At 69.6% G+C, this 20849-nt stretch carries 19 protein-coding genes and 1 other RNA gene; 12 read left to right on the forward strand and 8 right to left on the reverse strand.

All coding sequences use genetic code 11. The features are described from left to right. Nucleotides 1-154: 154 nt before the first annotated feature. Nucleotides 155-685, reverse strand: coding sequence for a dihydrofolate reductase (locus tag QNA08_RS10050; RefSeq protein WP_283740563.1), 531 nt, complete (start codon nucleotides 683-685; stop codon nucleotides 155-157). A 419-nt stretch (nucleotides 686-1104) separates the two neighbouring features. On the opposite strand from QNA08_RS10050, the gene QNA08_RS10055 reads away from it, so the two are divergent. Next, nucleotides 1105-2694, forward strand: a complete 1590-nt coding sequence (locus QNA08_RS10055; RefSeq protein ID WP_283740564.1) for a peptide chain release factor 3 — start codon at nucleotides 1105-1107, stop codon at nucleotides 2692-2694. Nucleotides 2695-2763: 69 nt separating this feature from the next. Here the strand turns inward: QNA08_RS10055 and QNA08_RS10060 are convergent, their stop codons facing one another. Then, nucleotides 2764-3258: a GNAT family N-acetyltransferase gene (locus QNA08_RS10060; protein ID WP_283740565.1), complete on the reverse strand. Its 495-nt coding sequence runs from the start codon at nucleotides 3256-3258 to the stop codon at nucleotides 2764-2766. 111 nt (nucleotides 3259-3369) lie between these two features. Further along, nucleotides 3370-4164, reverse strand: coding sequence for a thymidylate synthase (locus QNA08_RS10065; protein ID WP_283740566.1), 795 nt, complete (start codon nucleotides 4162-4164; stop codon nucleotides 3370-3372). A 122-nt stretch (nucleotides 4165-4286) separates the two neighbouring features. Between QNA08_RS10065 and ssrA the strand changes: the two genes are divergently transcribed. The 5 genes from ssrA (at nucleotide 4287) to QNA08_RS10090 (ending at nucleotide 7355) form a co-directional block, all read left to right on the forward strand. After that, nucleotides 4287-4640: a transfer-messenger RNA gene (gene ssrA, locus QNA08_RS10070) on the forward strand. Between the two features lie 83 nt (nucleotides 4641-4723). Beyond that, a complete protein-coding gene (locus QNA08_RS10075) occupies nucleotides 4724-5338 on the forward strand; it encodes an SspB family protein (protein ID WP_283740567.1) in 615 nt (204 codons plus the stop codon). 132 nt (nucleotides 5339-5470) lie between these two features. Further along, on the forward strand, nucleotides 5471-6871 hold the full coding sequence (gene fumC, locus QNA08_RS10080; protein ID WP_283740568.1) for a class II fumarate hydratase: 1401 nt from the start codon (nucleotides 5471-5473) through the stop codon (nucleotides 6869-6871). 59 nt (nucleotides 6872-6930) lie between these two features. Then, nucleotides 6931-7134, forward strand: coding sequence for a DUF4169 family protein (locus QNA08_RS10085; protein ID WP_283740569.1), 204 nt, complete (start codon nucleotides 6931-6933; stop codon nucleotides 7132-7134). Then, nucleotides 7131-7355, forward strand: coding sequence for a ribbon-helix-helix domain-containing protein (locus tag QNA08_RS10090; protein WP_283740570.1), 225 nt, complete (start codon nucleotides 7131-7133; stop codon nucleotides 7353-7355). Before QNA08_RS10085 ends, QNA08_RS10090 begins: the two co-directional genes overlap by 4 nt. Before the next feature lie 164 nt (nucleotides 7356-7519). Here the strand turns inward: QNA08_RS10090 and QNA08_RS10095 are convergent, their stop codons facing one another. Together QNA08_RS10095 and QNA08_RS10100 are read right to left on the reverse strand one after the other, a co-directional pair. Further along, complete coding sequence (locus tag QNA08_RS10095) at nucleotides 7520-11188, reverse strand: AsmA family protein (RefSeq protein WP_283740571.1); 3669 nt, start codon at nucleotides 11186-11188, stop codon at nucleotides 7520-7522. 131 nt (nucleotides 11189-11319) lie between these two features. Further along, nucleotides 11320-12735, reverse strand: a complete 1416-nt coding sequence (locus QNA08_RS10100; RefSeq protein ID WP_283740572.1) for an FAD-binding oxidoreductase — start codon at nucleotides 12733-12735, stop codon at nucleotides 11320-11322. Between the two features lie 299 nt (nucleotides 12736-13034). Here QNA08_RS10100 and QNA08_RS10105 point away from each other — a divergent pair, with 299 nt between their 5' ends. Then, nucleotides 13035-13613, forward strand: a complete 579-nt coding sequence (locus QNA08_RS10105; RefSeq protein ID WP_422679893.1) for a thioesterase family protein — start codon at nucleotides 13035-13037, stop codon at nucleotides 13611-13613. Nucleotides 13614-13631: 18 nt separating this feature from the next. On the opposite strand, the gene QNA08_RS10110 is transcribed toward QNA08_RS10105, so the two are convergent. Beyond that, nucleotides 13632-13904, reverse strand: coding sequence for a hypothetical protein (locus QNA08_RS10110; RefSeq protein ID WP_283740573.1), 273 nt, complete (start codon nucleotides 13902-13904; stop codon nucleotides 13632-13634). A gap of 164 nt (nucleotides 13905-14068) precedes the next feature. Here QNA08_RS10110 and QNA08_RS10115 point away from each other — a divergent pair, with 164 nt between their 5' ends. The 4 genes from QNA08_RS10115 (at nucleotide 14069) to QNA08_RS10130 (ending at nucleotide 18252) form a co-directional block, all read left to right on the forward strand. Further along, nucleotides 14069-16546 (forward strand): ATP-dependent helicase, encoded by a 2478-nt coding sequence (locus QNA08_RS10115; protein WP_422679894.1) that lies wholly within the window; start codon nucleotides 14069-14071, stop codon nucleotides 16544-16546. 146 nt (nucleotides 16547-16692) lie between these two features. After that, nucleotides 16693-16890: a type II toxin-antitoxin system HicA family toxin gene (locus QNA08_RS10120; protein WP_283740575.1), complete on the forward strand. Its 198-nt coding sequence runs from the start codon at nucleotides 16693-16695 to the stop codon at nucleotides 16888-16890. Nucleotides 16891-16897: 7 nt separating this feature from the next. Beyond that, on the forward strand, nucleotides 16898-17188 hold the full coding sequence (locus QNA08_RS10125) for a type II toxin-antitoxin system HicB family antitoxin (protein ID WP_283740576.1): 291 nt from the start codon (nucleotides 16898-16900) through the stop codon (nucleotides 17186-17188). Between the two features lie 143 nt (nucleotides 17189-17331). Next, complete coding sequence (locus QNA08_RS10130; RefSeq protein WP_283740663.1) at nucleotides 17332-18252, forward strand: 50S ribosomal protein L11 methyltransferase; 921 nt, start codon at nucleotides 17332-17334, stop codon at nucleotides 18250-18252. A gap of 13 nt (nucleotides 18253-18265) precedes the next feature. Here the strand turns inward: QNA08_RS10130 and QNA08_RS10135 are convergent, their stop codons facing one another. After that, nucleotides 18266-18388 (reverse strand): hypothetical protein, encoded by a 123-nt coding sequence (locus QNA08_RS10135; RefSeq protein WP_283740577.1) that lies wholly within the window; start codon nucleotides 18386-18388, stop codon nucleotides 18266-18268. Between the two features lie 36 nt (nucleotides 18389-18424). Continuing rightward, entirely contained in the window at nucleotides 18425-18646 is a 222-nt protein-coding gene (locus QNA08_RS10140; RefSeq protein WP_283740578.1) for a hypothetical protein, read from the reverse strand. A 374-nt stretch (nucleotides 18647-19020) separates the two neighbouring features. Here QNA08_RS10140 and QNA08_RS10145 point away from each other — a divergent pair, with 374 nt between their 5' ends. Next, nucleotides 19021-20847, forward strand: coding sequence for an aminopeptidase P family protein (locus tag QNA08_RS10145; RefSeq protein ID WP_283740579.1), 1827 nt, complete (start codon nucleotides 19021-19023; stop codon nucleotides 20845-20847). Nucleotides 20848-20849 lie beyond the last annotated feature (2 nt).

The raw sequence follows: 20849 nt of genomic DNA on the forward strand, positions 1-20849 counted from the left end.
CTTTCCTCTCGTCGTCGAAGACCCATCGATGATGGGAATTGATCGAGCAGCTCGGTTGATGGGTCGCCCCTCACCCTGCTGTCAAGCGCGCAAGTGGGGAGACGCCGGGTTTTCGTCAACGGCCTGCCGCTGCGTCACGATGCGCCGTCCCCCATCACCGTCTCCGTTCGTAGTCGACGAAGGTAAACGCATGGTCGTCGTCCGGACCCGCGGGGTGCTCCTCGCGCATCGTCTCGCGGAAGGCCTGGCGATCGAAGGCGGGAAAGAACGCGTCGCCCTCCGGCGCCGTGTGCACCAGCGTCAGATGCAGCCGCTCGGCGAGCGGCAGCGCCTGGGCATAGAGGTCCGCCCCGCCCGCCACCATCACGGCATCGGCGCCGAGACGCGCGGCGATCGACCTGCCCCGCGCCGCCGCCTCCTCGAGGGAATGAACCACCGTCACGCCGTCCGCCGTGAAGGCGGGTTCGCGCGTGAGCACGATCGTCTCGCGCCCGGGCAGCGGCTTGCCGATGGACAAGAAGGTCTTGCGCCCCATGAGCACGGGTTTGCCGAGCGTCAGCGTACGGAAGCGGCGAAGGTCCGTGCGCAGGCGCCACAGGAGCCGGTTGTCACGCCCGATGACGCCGTTGTCGGCGATCGCGGCGATGACCACGAGCGGGATCGTCGATGGGGCGGGAGTCGACATAGAATCCGGAAGGAAGAATGCGCGCCGCCTGCACCCGCATCGCGGACGCGCGTCTGACGACGAACAGGAGAAGCAGGTGCGAAGAAGGGCTGCCCCGCGCGGGGCAGCCCTTCCCCTCGAAACCGCGGCGGCCACGTGGCCGCGCCGACGCCCTGTCAGGCGAGGCGCCCCTCGGCGGAGGCGAGGGACCAGGTCACGCGAGCCGACGACCGCGGCGTCAGATAATGAGACACTGGATCACCTCCTTTCGGTTGTTGACGACGGGAGGCATGTTGGGGCGCCGCCGGCAGGAAGTAAAGGCCGCCCGCTCGCCCGGCTTGATTCGCGGCGGCGCAGGCCTTAGGTCCGCGCCTCACGTTCCGCTTCATCCCGTGAGCCGGGGTCCTGCCCGCGCTCCCCACCCCGACCACGACGTTCCGATGACCAAGCTGCCAGCCCCGGTCGCGCGCCGGCGGACCTTCGCCATCATCTCACATCCCGACGCGGGCAAGACGACGCTGACCGAGAAGCTCCTGCTCTTCGGCGGCGCCATCCAGCTCGCCGGCGAGGTGAAGTCGAAGAAGAACCGCATGCAGACGCGCTCCGACTGGATGGGCATCGAGCGCGAGCGCGGCATCTCCGTCGTCACCTCCGTGATGACCTTCGAATATGCCGACTGCGTCTTCAATCTCCTCGACACGCCCGGCCACGAGGACTTCTCGGAGGACACCTACCGCACCCTGAGCGCCGTCGACTCGGCCGTCATGGTGATCGACGCGGCCAAGGGCATCGAGGCGCGCACGCGCAAGCTCTTCGAGGTCTGCCGCCTGCGCGACATCCCGATCGTCACCTTCGTCAACAAGCTCGACCGCGAGAGCCGCGACCCCTTCGACCTCCTCGACGAGATCGAGAAGACGCTGGCCCTCGACACCGCGCCCATGACCTGGCCGATCGGCCGCGGGAGGAGCTTCGCCGGCACCTACGACCTGCGCCGCCCGCAGGTGCGTCGCCTCGATTCGGACGCGGCACCCATCCCCGTCTCCGGCCCTCAGGACGAGGCGATCGCGGCGCTCCTGCCGGCCGAGGAGGTCTCCGCCTGGCGCGATGAGGTCGCGCTCGCGCAGGAGGCGTGCAGGCCCTTCGACCTCGCGAGCTTCCGCGAGGGCCATCTCACCCCCGTCTTCTTCGGCAGCGCCCTGCGCAATTTCGGCGTCCGCGACCTGATCGACGCCATGGCCGAGCTCGCCCCGCCGCCGCGGGCACAGGCGGCAGATGCGCGCACCGTGGAGGCGCACGAGGAGCGGATGACCGGCTTCGTGTTCAAGATCCAGGCGAACATGGACCCGAACCACCGCGACCGCATCGCCTTCATCCGCGTCTGCTCCGGCAGGCTCACGCGCGGCATGAAGGCGAAGCTCGTGCGCACGGGCAAGCCGATGAGCCTCAACACGCCGCAATTCTTCTTCGCGCGCGACCGGGCGCTCGCGGACGAGGCCTTCGCCGGCGATGTCGTCGGCCTGCCCAACCACGGCACGCTGCGCATCGGCGACACGCTGACGGAGGGCGAGGACATCGTCTTCCGCGGCGTGCCGAGCTTTGCGCCGGAGATCCTGCGCCGCATCAAGCTGCAGGACGCCATGAAGGCGAAGAAGCTGCGCGAATCCCTGCAGCAGATGGCGGAGGAAGGAGTCGTCCAGCTCTTCCTGCCGCACGACGGCTCGGGCGCCATCGTGGGCGTCGTCGGTGCGCTCCAGCTCGACGTGCTGGCCGAGCGCCTCCAGGCAGAATACGGCCTGCCCGTCGCCTACGAGCCGACGCGCTTCTCCGTCTGCCGCTGGATCGCGAGCGACGACCGGCTGGAGCGCGACCGGTTCGTCGACGCCAACCTGTCCGCCATCGCCGCGGACCTCGACGGCGATCCGGTCTTCCTCGCCTCGACCGCCTTCTCGCTCAAATACGAGCAGGACCGGTGGCCGGCGATCCGCTTCACCGATGTGAAGGACTACCAGAAGAGCGCAAGGGCGGGGTGAGATCCCCCGCCCCCAGGCGCGCCCCGGGCGGCGGCGGGTGGCGCGGCACCGGCCCGGGCGGCTGACCCGTCAGACGGCCGCCTCCACTTCGCCGGCGAGCCGCGCCAACGCCTCGCCGGTCACGCGACAGACCGTCCACTCGTCCATGAGCACGGCGCCCTGCCTGCGGTAGAAGCCGATCGCCGGCTCGTTCCAATCGAGCACCCACCATTCGAGCCGGCCGAGGCCCTCGGCGACGCAGCGGCGCGCGAGGTGGACGAGCAGCCCCTTGCCGATGCCGTGCGAGCGGAACTCCGGCCGCACGAAGAGATCCTCGAGATAGAGGCCGTGGCGGCCGAGAAAGGTGGAGTAGTTGTAGAACCAGAGGGCGAATCCGGCGGGCCGGCCCTCCCACTCGGCGATGTCGCAGAAGACGCGCGGATTGTCCCCGAAGAGCGAGGCCGCCACCGTCTCCTCCGTCGCCTCCACCTCGTGCAGGAGCTTCTCATACGCGGCGAGGTCGCGGATGAAGGACAGGACGAGGCCGACGTCGGCCGGCACGGCGGGGCGGATGGTGAGCGACATGATCTTCCCGACAGGCGATGGGGAGCGGCACCGAATGCCGTGCGATACCGCGACATTCCCGCGACATTCAAATGAATCGTCGTGAACGAAGCGATCAGCCCCCTGCGAGCCTCACACCGCCACGGGCGCCTTGATCGCCGGATGCGGATCGTAGCCCTCGATGGCGATGTCGTCGTAGGCGAAGTCGAAGAGCGAGCGCACCGCCGGGTTGAGTCTGAGCTGCGGCAGCGGGCGCGGCGCGCGCGTGAGCTGCAGGCGCGCCTGCTCCAGGTGGTTGAGATAGAGGTGGGCGTCGCCGAAGGAATGCACGAAATCCCCCGGCTGCAGGCCGGTCACATGGGCCATCATCTGCGTGAGCAGCGCATAGCTCGCGATGTTGAAGGGCACGCCCAGGAAGACGTCGGCCGAGCGCTGGTAGAGCTGGCAGGAGAGCCGCCCGTCGGCGACGTAGAACTGGAACAGGCAATGGCAGGGGGCGAGCGCCATCCGATCGAGGTCGGCGGGGTTCCAGGCCGAGACGACGAGGCGCCGCGAGTCCGGATTGCGCCTGATCTCCTCCACGACCCAGGCGATCTGGTCGACGGTCCTGCCGTCCGGCCCCTCCCACGAGCGCCACTGCTTGCCGTAGACCGGGCCGAGGTCGCCCTCCTCGTCAGCCCACTCGTCCCAGATCGTGACCCCGTGTTCCCGGAGGTAGCGGACGTTGGTGTCGCCCTTCAGAAACCACAGGAGCTCGTGGACGATGGACTTCAGGTGCAGCTTCTTCGTCGTGACGAGCGGGAACCCTTCGCCGAGGTCGAAGCGCATCTGGTGGCCGAAGACCGAAAGCGTTCCCGTGCCGGTGCGGTCGTGCTTGCGCACGCCCTCGTCGAGGATGCGTTGCAGAAGGTCGAGATAGGCGCGCACCGGCGATTCTCCTTGGCCACCGGCCCGCATTCTAGCCTCCCCGTGGGCGGCAGGGCCACGCTGTGGACGGCCGCCGCGCCCGCAACCGACTCATGGGGAAGATCGCCGCTCCCGTGCAGGACGATCTTCCATCGCGCGCCGAGCCCTCCTATATTCGGACTGCCGTCGCGAGGCGGCTATGGCGATAAACGCGCACCGCAATAAACCCATCGGACCCGGGGGCGGTACCCGGCGCCTCCACCCAAGCGCAGCGCGGCTGCGCTTCGGCGGGGGCGAAATAGGATCGACGAGGGCGTAAAGGGTGGGCTTTCGCTCGGCATGGTTCCGCCGTTATCGGGCCGAACTTATAGTTGCCAACGACAACTATGCTCCGGTCGCCGCGGCTGCGTAATGCAGCTTGAGCAACCGAATTAAAGTCCTGGCGGTTTGCACCGTCAGGCGGGGTTCGGAGGCACCTGGCAACAGAAGCCTCCACTGCTTCCTGCGAGAGCAATCGCCCGCGACAGCGGCCGGCGAGTCAGCAATCGCGAAACATCGTCGCCATCACCAAGCACCGCGCATGCCGAAGGATCTCATCCGCTACGACCTCCACGTCCAGGACGCGCTCAAGGGCGTAGTGCGCAAGGTGCTCGGTGACGCCGCCCGCGACGGTCTGCCGGGCGATCATCATTTCTACGTCTCCTTCCGCACGGAACATCCGGGCGTCCGCATGTCGACACGGCTGCGCGAGAAATATCCGCAGGAGATGACGATCGTTCTCCAGCACCAGTTCTGGGACCTGACGGTCAACGAACACGCCTTCGAGGTCGGCCTGTCCTTCTCCGGCATTCCCGAGCGGCTGCTCGTCCCCTTCGAGGCGATCAGCGGCTTCTTCGACCCCTCCGTGCAGTTCGGGCTGAAGTTCGAGGTCCAGGGCGAGGAGGCGGAGGAGGAGGCCGGAGACGAAGGGGCGCCGGCGCCCGACAAGGCCGCCGCCAGGCCGCGCGGTGCCGCGACGGAGCCGGCAGAGGTCGCGCCGCGCGCGAAGTCCCGACCGGCGGCGACAGCCGCGGATGCGAAATCGGGCACGGCGCCCGCCTCGTCGGACGAGGCCGCGGCCGTCCAGACGCCCGAGGGTGGTGACGGCAAGGGCGCCCAGGTCGTGAGCCTCGACGCCTTCCGCAAGAAGCACTGATCCCCGGCGAGGCCTGCGATTCCGCCGGACGATTCCCGGATATTCGAATCTCTCCAATGTCTTCGCGCGCCCTGCCCTCCGGGCGCGTGAGGGTTTATATGGCGGGTGCCCTGATTGCCGGAGTGCCCGCCGATGACTGCAGCCCATCCCACCCGCACCGAGACTGACAGCTTCGGCCCCATCGCCGTTCCAGCCGACCGCTACTGGGGCGCGCAGACGCAGCGCTCGTTCGAGAACTTCCGCATCGGTACAGAGCGCATGCCGCTGCCCCTCGTGCGGGCGCTGGCGCTGGTGAAGCGTGCGGCGGCCCTCGTCAACAAGGAACTCGGGGAGCTCGACCCCGTCCTCGCCGACGCCATCGCCGCGGCGGCGCAGGAGGTCATGGAAGGCCGCCTCGACGAACACTTCCCCCTCGTCGTCTGGCAGACGGGCTCCGGTACGCAGTCGAACATGAACGTCAACGAGGTCATCGCCAACCGGGCCAACGAGATGCTCGGCACACCCCTCGGCGCCAAGAAGCCGGTGCATCCGAACGACCACGTCAACCGCGGCCAGTCGTCGAACGACAGCTTCCCGACGGCGATGAACATTGCCGCCGCGCGCGAAATCGCCGGCCGCCTGCTGCCGGCCCTGCAGCACCTGCACGACACGCTCGCAGCCAAGGCCCAGGCCTTCCGCGACATCGTGAAGATCGGGCGCACGCACATGCAGGACGCGACGCCGGTCACGCTGGGCCAGGAGTTCTCGGGCTATGCCGCCCAGATCGAGCACGGCATCGCACGCATCAAGCTCGCCCTGCGCGAGCTTCATCCCCTCGCCCAGGGCGGCACGGCGGTCGGTACCGGCCTCAACGCCCATCCGCAGTTCGCCGAGAGGTTCGCCGCCAAGGTGGCAGAGCTCACCGGCCAGCCCTTCACCTCGGCGCGCAACAAGTTCGAGGCACTGGCGAGCCACGACGCCATGGTCTTCGCCCACGGCGCGCTGACGAGCGTGGCGACCGGCCTCTTCAAGATCGCCAACGACATCCGTCTCCTCGGCTCGGGGCCTCGCTCCGGCCTCGGGGAGCTGTCGCTGCCCGAGAACGAGCCCGGCTCCTCCATCATGCCCGGCAAGGTCAATCCGACCCAGGCCGAGGCCATGACCATGGTCTGCGCCCAGGTCGTCGGCAATGATACGACGATCGCCTTCGCCGGCAGCCAGGGCCACCTCGAGCTGAACGTCTTCAAGCCGGTGATCGCCAACGCCTTCCTGCAGTCGGTGCGCCTCCTCGCCGACGCGGCGACGAGCTTCGCCGACCACTGCGTCGCCGGCATCGAGCCGAACCGCGAACGCATCGAGGAGCTGATGCGGCGCTCGTTGATGCTGGTGACGGCGCTTGCCCCCAAGATCGGCTACGATCAGGCGGCAGCAATCGCCAAGGCTGCACACAAGAACGGCACCACCTTGCGCGAAGAGGCCGTGAAATCGGGTGCCGTTACGGAAGTCGAGTTTGACGAAATTGTGAACCCCCGGGACATGCTCGGGCCTCACTGAGCCGATTACCGCGTGCGCGACTGTGGTAAAATAAAACTCTTCTAGGGATGGCGAGAGCGATGGGAGAGATCGTCAATCTGCGACAGGCGCGCAAGGCGAAGGCACGTGCCTCGAAGGAGGCTCAGGCTGAGGAGAATCGTTTGCGCTTCGGGCGACCGAAGGCGGAACGCGCCGCGGCCGAGGCCAATGACACGTTGGCCATGCGTCGGTTGGAGGGACATCGGCTCGTCGGTCCGCCGGAGGAACCGGACAAGAAGCCATGAAGCGCGGTATCGCCAAACGCTCCGTCGTCGTCGCCGGCCACCGCACGAGCGTCTCGCTCGAGGAGCCCTTCTGGGAAGCGTTGAAGTCGATCGCCGCTGAACGAAAACAGTCTCTTGCGGAAGTGGTCGCGTCGATCGACTCGGCGCGGGAGGGCAACAACCTGTCCTCCGCCATCCGCCTGACCGTGCTCGAGCACTATCGCAAGAAGGCGGGGGCTTGAGTTCGCGCGCGAATTCGCACGACGCACGGGGGCACCGTCCGTCGGAAGTGGTCTGTTTGCGTCTCTTGCCGTGAAGCGCTTCGGCCGCGTCGACTGCGGCCTGTTCCGGCCGGTACGGCACCGTTCGGGCACGGCCTGCCGTCGTCTGACGCGGCAATCGTCGGTCAGGGAGCAGAGGGGTTGCGCGGGCCCTGGGGCACCGGGCGGATGTCGAGGGGCGGCGGCAGGCTCGGCAGGGCCAGTCCCCGCTGCGGGGATTGCCGCGGCGCTGACGCCTCCTCCTCGATGATGCTGCGCAGCCGCTCCTGGTCGCGGCGGCGGTTCTCCTCAGGCGCCCGCAGCTCCGTCTCGGCCCGCCGCAGGGCCTCCGCCTCCTCGTTGCGCCGCGCCTCCTCGGCCGCCCGCGCCTCGGCTTCCGCCTTCCGCCGGGCTTCCTCCGCCGCCCGCGTCTCCGCCTCGCGGCGCTCGCGCTCGGCCTTGAGGCGCCTGTTCTGGGCCGCACGCTCCTTGGCGTCCGCCTCGAAGGCCTCGATGCGCTCGAGTTCCCGCACCAGCGAGACGGCGGCAAGACCGTTGGCGAGGGCGCCGACGTCGATGTCCCGCCGCGGCGCCGTCAGCGCTCCCTTCCAGGTGACACCGTACTGGGGCACGGCACCGCTCCAGCCCTTCGGTTGCACCCCGGCCACGACGGTGCCGCGAACATCGAGCTGCAGCGTGCCGAGGTCGATCTGCCCGCTCGCCTGCGCCTGCGCGCTGCCGCTTGCGAGCACCGCCGGCCCGAAGCGCAGGCTGCCGGCGGCGAGGCTCAGCGGCACGACGACGTCGTCGAGGGGCCAGGCCGCCTTGTCGAGCTCCGGCGCCAGGATCTCGCGCACATGGCCCGGGTCTGCTCGCACCGGGTCCTCGCGCACCAACCGCTCGAGCGCCCGCCCGACCGCCGCAGGATCGAGGCGCGGCAGGCCGCCGTCGACGATGCGAAGTTCCCCGCCGCCGGACAGGTTGGCGACGAGGGCGGCGGGGCTCTCCCCCGCCGCGCCGAACTCGATGTGCCCCGTCAGGCGTCCGCGCGCGCCTTCGCCGAAGAGCTGGGCCGCCTCGACGTGCGTGAAGGCCAGCCGCGCCGCGATGGCCGCCTGGATGCCGGAGCGGCGCAGGCTCGCCTCACCCGCGACCGTCCCTCCGCCGTAGCGCCCGTCGACGTCGTGCAGCGTCAGGACGTCGGGCGCAAGGTCGAGCACGAGGCGCGCATCGCCGAGCTCGATCGATTCGGTGAGCGCGAGGCGCCGCGCCGTCAGGGCCAACCGGCCTTCGGCCGGCGGCGGACCTGCCGCGGGAAAGCGAACGGTCGACCACAGCCGCCCCGACGGCACGGGTGCGGCCGGCCCGACGATCAGGCTCGCGAGGTCGGCGAGCGCCAGGCGCTCGAGCGCGACCTCGCCGTCAAGCCGTCCCTCCGGATCGATCGTCACCCGTCCGCCCAACGGCTGGCCGGCGACACGCCCCTCCAGCCGGTCGAGCACGAGCCCGCGCGCGCCCCAGCTCGCCTGGGATACGAGACGGGCCGGCATGCGCGGCGCCAGGCCCGGCAGCGGCCGGGCGAGAACCTGGGTCAGGAGTGAGACGTCGCCCGTCTCCAGCGTCAGGCGCCCCTCGGCGCGCGTGTCCGCATTCGCGATGCGCACCTGCCCGTCGCCGCGCAACACCCCACCGGCGACCTCAACGAGGAGCCGCGCCGGCAGCGCCGCGCGCGAGGCTCCGGCGAGGTCGAGCTGCAGGCGCCCCGGCCCCGTGCCGCGGATGGGCAACGCGTCAATCCCGAGCTGGCGCAGCAGCGTGACGCCGTCGGCCGCAGCAAGCCCGATCGAGAGCCTGACCGCGTCGGGACCCTCGGCGACCCCCTCCGGGGGCAGGCGCCCGCCCGCGCGTACGCTCGTCTCGCCCGCCTTGCCCGCCAGCGTGAAGGTTGCACCGCCTTCTGCCGGGCGCTCGACGCCAAGATCGAGCGCGAGCGGCGCCATGGCAGGCGCGGCGCGCGTCAGAACGTCTCCCGCCGCGGCCGGCAGGAAGCGGCCCAGAAGCGCGGCCAGCCCCTCGGTCCGCGTCGCCTCGATGCGGCCGGAAATGCGGCCGCCACCCCGCCCGAGCGCCCCCGAGGCGGTCACGTTCGCCCCGCCGAGGTCGGTGACCTCGATCCGCTCGACGGCGATTTCCTCTCCGTTCGTGCTGATGCGCGCCTTGATGCGCCCCGTGTTCCCCCTCACCAGATCGGCGAAGCGAACCGCCCGCGCCTCGAGCACGAGACCGAGATCGGCGTCGGCGAGCATCGTCCGTGCGCTGTCAAAATTCGGCAATGCCCCGAGGTCGAACCCGTCGGCCACGAGCTGGGCGTCGAGGCGGGCGCGGCCGTTCTCCTTCGGCGTGCTGTAGCGCACCATCCCGGTGACGCTGGCCTCGCCGGCTGACAGGCGCAGGTTGCGAGCCGCGAGAAGATTCGCCGAGACGGCGACGTCGCCCTGGAGGGCGAGCGCCGGCAGGCGTGCGAGCGATGCGACCAGCGTCTCCGGGGCGCCCATGCGCGCGAGCGCGCGGGCGAACCGCACGGGCGCATCGCTGCGGACGCCGATGCGGCTCACCAGGTCGGGCTCGCCGGACAGGCCGAGCGAGCCTTCGAGCGTCACACTGGTCCCGGCAAGGGTCGCCTTGAGCCGCTCGATCGCAAGGCGGGACCCGGCATCGTGCAGGGCCAGCTCGACGTCGGTGATCTCCTCACCCGCATAGGCGAGGCTTCCCACCGAGAGCATGAGCGAGACCGGCAAAGGCAAGGCGCCGCTCGCCTCGCGCAGGAGCGCCACTGCCCGAGCGAGCCCCGGCCCGCCCACCGCCTCCGACAGGGCTTCGACATCGATGCGACGGGCGCCGAGCGTCAGATCCAGGCCGGGAGCCTCGCCGAAGGTGAGGCTGCCGACCCCGGTGAACTTCACGCCGCGTCCCGGCTCCCCAACCTCGACCTCGACGCTTTCAGCCTTCGCCGCGCGCCCCGCCGTGGCGATCTTGGCTGTGGCGGAGGCGACGAGGGCCGGTTTCTCCGCGCTCGCCGCGCGCAAGGGCGCCGTAAGGGCGACGCGGCCGACGAAGGCCGGCATCCCTGCGCTGTCGTTCAGCACCGGCGCGGAAACGGTGCCGTCGATGTCGATCTGCGGCCTGCCCTCACCGCCGAGGCTCGCCTTGAGCCGCATCCGACGCTCGCCGTCGAGCGCGCCGGTCGAGAGGTGCAGAAGACGTTCCCCGAGCCGCCCGTCGATGCGCCAGGGCCCCGCGAGGGAGGCCGCCTGGACCGTCGCGTCGATGGCCCCCAGACGGCCAACCTCCTCGCCCCCCATGCGGAGGCCGATCTCGCCCCCCTTCACGACCAGCCGCTCGATGGCGACGGTGGAGGGCCGGGGGCCGTTCGTCCCGCTCGGCAGGGGCAGGCCGAGCCCCCCGTCCTCGCTGACGCGCACGGTGAGACGCGGGCGCGTGAGCAGCGCCTCGACCACGCGCACGTCGCCCTGGAGGAGCGGGGTGGCGGCGAGTTCCACCCTCAGCGCCTCCGCCGCCAGGCCGGCCCCGCCAGCCGCCTCGCCGACGGATACGCCGCCAAGGTCGATGACCGGCGCCGGCAGGAAGCGCACGCGGATCGGCCCGCGGACCTCCACCGGCAGGCCGACGGCCGCACTCAGGACCGTCTCCACCTCGGCACGGCGCGCGCCCCAGTCGATGAAGAGCGGAACCGCGAGCGCGGCCGACAGGACCAGGATGACTAAGACAGCGAGAGCGGTCAGAAGGTCGCGCACCGCACCAGGGGCTCATGCAAGGAGAAAACCGCTTCTACTGTAGCGGATTCCGTGGCGCGACCGTGACGGAGAATATGGGCCGGGGCGCTCCCCCAAAGGAGGGGATCGCCCGCGCCCCGCGACGGCGATCGTCAGAGGGCGACGATCTTGCCCGGATTCATGATGTTGAGGGGGTCGATGGCTCGCTTCAGCGTGCGCATGACGTCGAGCGTGGCTGCGCCGTGCTCGGCCTCCAGATACTGCATCTTCTTCTGCCCCACACCGTGCTCGCCCGTGCAGGTACCCTCCATCGCGAGGGCGCGCTTCACCAGGCGGTCGATGAAGGCCTTGCAGCGCTCCACCTCCTCCGGATTGTTCATGTCGACCAGGGGCTGCGTATGGAAATTGCCGTCGCCCACGTGGCCGGCGATGGGCGCGACGAGGCCCGCGGCCTCGATATCGCGCTTTGTCTCGTCCAGGCAGTCGGCGAGACGTGAGATGGGCACGCACACGTCGGTCGCGACTGACTGCACGCCGGGCCGCAGCGCGAGGGCCGCCCAATAGGCGTCGTGCCTGGCCTGCCACAGGCGTGTCCGGTCCTCTGCCTTCGTCGCCCAGTCGAAGGGGCCGCCGCCGAACTCGGCTGCGATCTCGCCGAAGCGCTCCGCCTGTTCCTTGACCCCGGCTTCGGTGCCGTGGAATTCGAGGAAGAGCATCGGCGTCTCGGGCAGGCCGAGCTTCGAATGCAGGTTGACGCCGCGCATCATCACCTCGTCGAGGAGTTCGATGCGCGCCACCGGCAGGCCGCTCTGGATGGTCATGATCACGGCGTCGCAGGCCGCGCGCACCGAGGGGAAGGGGCAGATGCCGGCGGAAACCGCTTCCGGGATGCCCGACAGACGCAGCGTGATCTCGGTGATGATGCCGAGCGTGCCCTCCGAGCCGACGATGAGGCGCGTCAGGTCATAACCGGCAGAGGTCTTCTTCGCCCGGCTCGCCGTCTTCACCACGGAGCCGTCCGGCATGACAACGGTGAGCGCCAGGACGTTGTCCTTCATCGTACCGTAGCGGACGGCATTGGTGCCCGAGGCGCGCGTCGCCGCCATGCCGCCGATGGAGGCGTCGGCGCCGGGATCGATGGGGAAGAACAGGCCCTGGTCGCGCAGGTGCTCATTGAGTTCCTTGCGCGTCACACCGGGTTCGACCACCGCGTCGAGATCCTCCGCGTGCACGGCGATGATGCGCTTCATCTGGCTCGTGTCCACGGAGATGCCGCCGAAAGGGGCGTTGACATGACCCTCGAGCGAGGTACCCGTGCCGAAGGGAATGACCGGCACGCGATGCGCGGCGCAGAGCCTGACGATGTCCGCCACCTCCTCGGTCGTCCGCGGGAAGACGACGGCATCCGGCGGCTGGTTGGGGACCCAGGTCAGCGTATGGCCGTGCTGCCAGCGCACGGCATCGCTCGTCACCACCCGGTTGCCGAAACGCTGCGTGAGACCCTCGATCACCGCGGCGACGGCGCTTTCGGCGGGCCGGGCGAGCGGGCGGGGAGTGGAATTGGTCATCAAGGAACCCCTCGGGCTTAAGTCGGCTGATCTTCTACGTGGCCAGCCGCCGTTCAAGCCCTTCGCGCGCAAGCGGCTGCGCGAATGGCGCATGCCGGCTGAAAGGCAGCAAGGCCGGGGCTCCTTGCGAGCATGAGTTCACCGCGCTGATGCACGGCGGATCACGCGGCGGTGAGTGTCTCCCTCATCCCCATTAGGCTGGCGTTCAGAATTGCGATAGAATGATCAATTGCTGTCGGGTGGCTCCGCCGGAGAGCCCATGAAGTATGGCGTCAACGGTGTGTGAGTGGGAGCGCGCGTTGCTCGACTTGTCGAACGCTCCAGCGTTGTTCTTTGCGCCCTTTGTCTCGTCCACGATGCGGGTGGAACCGCAGTGGGTCGACTATAACGGCCATCTCAACATGGCCTACTACAACGTGCTCTTCGACCGCGCGGTCGACGAGGCTTTCGGTCTGATCGGCCTCGGTCCGGACTACACCGAGCAGCGCCGGGCGTCCTTCTTCCTCGCCGAGAGCCACGTGCTCTACCGGCGCGAGCTGCAGGCCAACGCGTTCGTGCGTGTCACGGTGCAGCTCCTCGATTTCGACGAAAGGGGCCTGCACTACTACATGGAGCTGCGGCATGCGGCGGAGGGATGGCTGTCGGCCACATCGGAGAATCTCGCCCTGCACGTGGGCATGGAGGAGCGCAAGGTCACGCCCTTCCCGCCCGACATCCTGTCAAATCTCGCCTTCATGCGGGCCTCGCACACCCGCCTGCCGAGACCCGATGCGCTCGGGCGTGTCATCGGCTTGAAGCGTGACAAGGTCGCGGCCAAGGCGGCTGCCCCCAAGACCACTCCGGAAGAGACCCGCCTCGCCTCCGGCACGCGGCATTGAAGGCTGATCGGCCGCGGCTCAGCAGCCGATCGACCCCGGCGGGCAGGTCGGGCTCGATCTGATCGAGGGCGGAAACTGCTGGTTGCGCTGCTGCTGCTGGCGCAGCTGATCGATCTCGAACTGGAACTGTTGGTTCTGCTGCAAGTTCTGCTGCTGGCGCGACATGGAGCGGTTGAGCTCGTTGATCTGCCGCTCCGAGCGCGTGGTTTCGCCGGGCACCTGGGCCCAGGCGACGGGCGGCAGGGCGACGAGGACGGCGGCACAGACGGCGGACAGGATGGCGGTGCGCATGGCGGGCCTCGTGAGTGGCGGGCATCTCGGCCCACATATGGGGGTGCGTCCCGGGCAGGACAGCGGCCGCGGGGCTCCGCAGCCTGAGCGGACATAGTCGAGCCGGCGTCATCGATGAAGAGCTCGGAGGGCTCGCACCCTCGACGTCGTTCGCCTTTTGGTCCATGGTCCCGCCGATGAATCGTTCGCATACCAGAGGCGGCCCTTCGCCCGACGACCTGTCGCACGAGCCTCGCGCGGGATCCTTGAGTGCGCGCGCCCGCGCCGCCGCGGCGCCGACGGCCGCCTATCTTGCCGGCCTCAACGCCGAGCAGCGCCATGCGGTCGAGACCACGGAGGGCCCGGTGCTCGTGCTCGCCGGCGCCGGCACGGGCAAGACGCGGGTGCTCACCACGCGCATCGCCCATCTCATCGCCACCGGCAGCGCCCGGCCGGGCGAGATCCTTGCCGTGACCTTCACCAACAAGGCGGCGCGGGAGATGAAGGAGCGCGTCGGCATCCTTCTCGGCGGTATTGCCGAGGGCATGCCCTGGCTCGGCACCTTCCATGCCATCGGCACCAAGATCCTGCGCCGGCATGCGGAGCTCGTCGGCCTGAAGTCCGATTTCACCATCCTCGACACCGACGACCAGATCCGCCTCATGAAGCAGGTGATCCAGGCCGAGGGCGTGGATGAGAAGCGCTGGCCGGCACGCCAGCTCGCGGGCTTTATCGACGGCTGGAAGAACCGCGCGCTCGCGCCCGCGCAGGTGCCGGCCGGCGAGGCGGCCGCCTTCGCGGGCGGGCGCGGCGCCGCGCTCTACGCCCTCTACCAGGAGCGGCTGAAGATCCTCAACGCGGCGGATTTCGGCGACCTGCTCGTCGAAAGCATCCGCCTGTTCCGGGAGAACCCGGAGATCCTGGCGCAGTACCAGAGCCGCTTCCGCTACATGCTGGTCGACGAGTATCAGGATACGAACGTCGCCCAGTATCTGTGGCTCAGGCTCCTCGCCCAGGCCCGGCGCAACCTCTGCTGCGTCGGCGACGACGACCAGTCGATCTACGGTTGGCGCGGCGCCGAGGTCGACAACATCCTGCGCTTCGAGCACGACTTTCCCGGCGCCGTCGTCGTGCGGCTCGAGCGCAACTACCGCTCCACCGCCCACATCCTCGCCGCGGCCTCCCATCTCATCGCCCACAACGAGGGGCGCCTCGGCAAGACGCTGCGCACGGAGGACGAGCCGGGCGAGAAGGTGACCATCACCGGCGCCTGGGATTCGGAGGAAGAGGCCCGCCTCGTCGGCGAGGAGATCGAGGCCCTGCAGGCGAAGGGCCATCCGCTCTCCGAAATCGCCATCCTCGTGCGCATCTCCGCCCAGATGCGCGAGGTGGAGGACCGCTTCGTCCAGCTCGGCCTGCCCTATCGCGTCATCGGCGGCCCGCGCTTCTACGAGCGCCTGGAGATCCGCGATGCGCTCGCCTATCTGCGCGCCACCGTCTCCCCCGCCGACGACCTCGCCTTCGAGCGCATCGTCAACACGCCGAAGCGTGGCCTCGGCGACGCCACGATCCAGGCCCTCCACGCCCACGCGCGCGCGGCCGGCATCCCGCTCATGCAGGCGGCGCGCCTCGTCGTCGAGACGGAGGAGCTGAAGCCCAAGCCCCGTGGCGCCCTGCGCGACCTGCTCACCGCCTTCGCACGCTGGTCGTCGCTTCTGGAGACGATGCCGCACACGGAGCTCGCCGAAACCGTCCTGGAGGAATCGGGCTACACCGAGATGTGGCAGCGGGACCGCTCGGCCGAGGCCGCCGGCCGACTCGAAAACCTAAAGGAGCTCATCCGCTCGCTCGAGGAGTTTCCCGACCTGCCGAGCTTTCTCGAGCATGTCTCGCTCGTCATGGACGCGGTGGAGAACGAGACGGACGACCGCGTGAGCATCATGACGCTGCACGCGGCCAAGGGGCTCGAATTCGACACCGTCTTCCTGCCCGGCTGGGAGGAAGGGCTCTTTCCCAACCAGCGCGCCCTCGACGAGAACGGCCGCGCCGGCCTCGAGGAGGAGCGCCGCCTCGCCCATGTCGGCATCACCCGCGCAAGGCGCCGCGCCAAGATCTATTTCGCCTCGAACCGCCGCATCCACGGGCTGTGGCAGTCCACCATCCCCTCGCGCTTCATCGACGAGCTGCCGGAGGCGAGCGTGGAGGTGACCGAGGCGCCGGCGGCCTATACCTACGGCGGCTACGGCCGCAGCCGCTTCGACGTGATGGAGCCCTTCGGCTCCTCCTATCGCACGCCGGGCTGGCAGCGGGCGCAGGCGCACCAGCGCGCACAAGGCGGGCGCGGCCTCATCGGCGCGGGCGGAGGCGGCGGCTTTGCCGCCGGCCGGGGAGGCCATGCCGGCTTCGATGACGCCAGAGAGGAAGGTTTCGGCCAGCGCGGCCGCAGCCAGGATCCGCGCCGTCCGCCCACGCTCATCGAGGGCGAGCTCGTGGCGAAGTCAACCGGCACCTCCTCCGCCTTCGCCGAGGGTGACCGCATCTTCCACCTGAAGTTCGGCCCCGGCACGGTGGCCGACGTCGACGGCAACAAGCTCACCGTCGACTTCGACAAGGCCGGCCGCAAGATGGTGCTCGACAGCTTCGTGCAGCGGTCCAGCAGCTAGTTTCGCCAGCGAAACGACAGCCGCATCTCGCTGATATTGCGTGTGAGACCCTGTGAATTCGGGGGATCGAGGGGGCACATGTGCGCAGCCCGGACGGCAGCGGTGGTGCAAGATCAATGGGTGCAGATGTTTCGTCGGAGCACCCCATGCTCATCAACAGTCGCGACATCATTCAGCGTCTCGAACGCGACGGCTTCGTGCAGAAGAGCACCAAGGGCTCTCACTGCAAATTCTGGAGCCCTGTCACAAAGCGTGTTGTCATCGTCCCGCATCCGCGCAAAGATCTTCCGCTCGGCACGGTAAGCGCCATATACAAGGCTGCCGGATGGCCGTTCGAGCGTTGAGCAAGCGATGACGCACTATATTGCCCTGATCCACAAGGATGCGGCGTCGAGCTACGGCGTGTCGTTTCCCGACGTGCCGGGCGTGTTCGCGGCTGCCGACACGCTCGATGCGGCGATCGTCGAGGCGCAGGAGGCCTTGTCCTTCGCCGCTTCGGACTGGCGGGAACTGACCGGCGAACCATTCCCCGGCCCGCGGACGCTGGATGACCTGCGCCTCGATCCCGCCTTTCTCGACGGTGTGGCCGATGCGGTCATCGCGGCGATCCCGCTGCACACCCCCGTCCCGGCGGCGGCGTAGCAACGCCACCGGCCGCGCGCTCGGCCGGCGATGCTGCAATCGGTCGTCGCTTGCGATCGAGCGTCGGAGGTGACACCGCCGCCAATGTGTGGTCATTGCACGCACGGCGCCACAGCCGGCGGAACAGGATGACCGGACGGACGATGCTCGAAGGCCTGCCTCCCCACAAGCCGACCCACGTCATGCGCTTCGCCACGGACGGTGCGTCGGCGCGCGCCATGACGGACATCCTCGGCGAGGTGTTCGACCCGGCCGAGACGGCGGTCGCCTCCTTCGAGATCACGGACGCGGAATGGGTCGTCGAGGCCTATTTCTCGCGCCAGCCAGACCATGCCGCCATCCGGGAGCTGGTGCGGCCCATCATCGGGGCGGCGGCCGACGACCTCGTCTTCGACGCCATCGGCGCGCAGGATTGGGTGAAGGCGAGCCTCGAGGGCCTGAAGCCCGTGCGTGCACACCGTTTCCTCGTGCACGGCAGCCACGATCGGCCGGCGGTGCGCGTGAACGACGTGGCCATCGAGATCGACGCGGCGCTCGCCTTCGGCACGGGCCACCACGGCACGACGAGAGGATGCCTCATCGCCTTCGCCGAGATCCTGAAGCGGCGACGGCCGCGCCACGTGCTCGACATCGGCACGGGCACGGGCATTCTCGCCCTCGCCGCCGCCAAGACGCTGCGCCGGCCGGTGGTGGCCGGCGACATCGACCCGGTGGCCGTCGAGGTCGCACGCGCCAACGCGAGACTGAACCGCGTCGGCGACCTCGTCCGGCTCTACGCGGCGCCGGGCGTGCGCCACGCGCTGGCGGCACGCCCGCGCCGGTTCGATCTCGTATTCGCGAATATCCTGGCCCGGCCGCTGCAGCGTCTGGCGCCGTCGATCGCAGCTGTCCTCGCGCCGCAGGGCACGCTCGTCCTGTCGGGCCTGCTGCCCCGGGACGTGCCCGGCGTCCTCTCGGCCTATGCCGCGCAGGGCCTGAGGCTCGAGCGCCGCGCGGAGCTCGACGGCTGGGCGACGCTCGTCATGAAACGGGGCGGAGCATCGCCCCGCCCCGCCCAACGCTGAAGCGCGTAACCGTTCAGCACTCCACGAAGGGGTAGCGCCTGCGCATCTCGCGGCGCAGGGCGCGGGCTTCGAGGATCACCTCCTGTGTGGCGACCAGAAAGCGCTGCACGGCGCGGAAAATGGTGAGGAAGATCATCGGTCCCTCCTGTCGCCGGCGGGTGAAGCCGGCCCGTCAGCCCTTGAAGGGCAGCACATCCGCCGTGCCGAGATTGAGCTCGGCAAGTCCCGCGTCCTTCAGCGTCGGGCCGAAGTGAGCGCGGTGGCGGCGAATCTCGCGCTCGGCGGCGCGCATGCGCGACTCGACCAGCGCGTTGACGAAGCGGGCGAGAAGGCCCGGCCGCGTGTCGACGGCCGGGGCGGCAAGACCGATTTCGGTGCTGCTGACGTAGGCCATGGCAGAAACTCCATCATCGAGGACGGCTACCGGTCCCATCCGGCGTCCTGATGCGACTAAGGTATGATTTGTTGCACATGCGAAGAAGATAGGTCAGCGCATATGACCTATGACGGGAATGCACGGCTAAATCTTTCATGATTAAAAGATCTGCACATGATGCATGCGCGAAGGGCAAGGCGCCGAAACGGCGGGCGATTGCCCGCAGGCCCCGCTTGACACCGCTCCACCACATTCGCGCAGGCCGCGTCATGGCCGCCGGCCGGTCCCGGCCGGCTCCCTGTGCGCCGAGAGCGGATGACGCACGTTTGGTGTTTCCAGGCGACGGCAATCCGATCTAGCGTGCCGGCATCATCTTCGAGCAGGCGAGTGTCATGCCGCAGAGTCAGTTCCAGTCCTTTGACGACGGCGCCGATCCGAGCCTCGGCCCGGCCCGCCTCGCCCTTCTGCGCGGCGAGCTCGCGCGCCGCGGCCTCGACGGCTTCGTCGTGCCGCGCGCCGACGAGCACCAGGGCGAGTACGTGCCGAAGAACGCTGAACGGCTCGCCTGGCTGACCGGCTTCACCGGCTCGGCCGGCACCGCTGTGGTGTTGCGGGACAGGGCGGCCGTCGTCGTCGACGGCCGCTACACACTGCAGGTCCGCGAGCAGATCGATACGAGGGCCTTCACCCCCGTCGATCTCGCCGAGACGACACCCGAGGCCTGGATCGAGGGGAACCTGCCGGAGGGCGCCACCCTCGCCTATGACCCCTGGCTGCACACGGCTGACGGGGTGAAGCGGCTCGAGAAGGCGGTTGCCGCCGCCGGCGGCCGGCTCGTGCCGGTCGACGGCAACCCGCTCGATGCGGTCTGGAACGACCGCCCGCCGGCTCCGCAGGCCCCGGTGAGGCCCCATCCCCTCGCCTTCGCCGGCGAGGCGAGCGAGGCGAAGCTCACCCGTGTTCGCGAGGCGCTCGCCAAGGCGCGCTGCGACGCGCTTGTCGTCAGCGATCCGCATAACCTCGCCTGGCTGTTCAATCTGCGCGGCAGCGACGTGGCGCACACGCCGCTGCCGCTCGGCTATGCGCTCGTCCCACGCGACGGCCAGGCGACCTTGTTCCTCGATCCCGCCAAGGTCGGCGACGAGGTGCGCAGCCTGCTGGCACCCGTGGCGCGCTTTGCCGCTCCGGCCGAACTCGGGCCTGCGCTGCAGGCGCTCGCCAAGACGGGGGCGCGTGTGCGCCTCGATGCCGCGACCGCCGGCTACGCCCTGAGCCGCCTCGTGGAGGCCGCCGGGGGCAAGGTCGATGTCGGTCCGGACCCGATCACGCTGATGAAGGCGGTCAAGAATCGCACGGAGAGGGAGGGGGCGCGCGCCGCCCACCGCCGCGATGCGGTCGCCATGGCACGTTTCCTCGCCTGGTTCGCGGCCGAAGCACCCTCCGGCCGGCTCACGGAGATCGACGCCGTCGAGATGCTGGAGGACGCCCGTCGCCAGACCAACGCGCTCCTCGACCTGTCATTCCCCTCGATCTCCGGGGCGGGGCCGAACGCGGCGCTGCCGCATTACCACGTGACGCGGCGGAGCAACCGCCGCATCGAGCCCGGCATCTTCCTCATCGATTCCGGGGCGCAGTATCAGGACGGCACCACCGACATCACCCGCACGCTCGCCGTCGGCGCCGTATCCGCCGAGATGCGTGACCGCTTCACCCGCGTGCTGCGCGGCCATATCGCCATCGCCACCGCCGTCTTTCCCAAGGGCACGTCGGGTGCCCAGATCGACGCCTTCGCACGCCGCCCGCTGTGGGAGGCGGGCCTCGATTTCGACCACGGCACCGGCCACGGCGTCGGCTCGTTCCTCTCCGTGCACGAGGGGCCGCAGCGCATCTCCAAGCTCGGCACCACGCCGCTCGAGGCCGGCATGATCCTGTCGAACGAGCCTGGCTACTACAAACAGGGCGCCTACGGCATCCGCATCGAGAACCTGATCGTCGTCGAGCCGCGCGACATCCCGCAGGCCGAGCGGCAGATGCTCGGCTTCGAGACGATCACGCTCGCCCCCATCGACCTTGCCCTCGTCGAGCCCCGCCTGATGACGGCCGAGGAAATCGCCTGGCTGAACGACTATCACGCCCGCGTGCGCGAGACCCTTGCGCCGCAGGTTGACGAGGCGACGCGCGACTGGCTTGTCGAGGCGACACGGGCGATCGGGGCGTGACT

It is taken from the genome of Chelatococcus albus, from assembly GCF_030067675.1.
GTDB classification, from domain to species: domain Bacteria; phylum Pseudomonadota; class Alphaproteobacteria; order Rhizobiales; family Beijerinckiaceae; genus Chelatococcus_A; species Chelatococcus_A albus.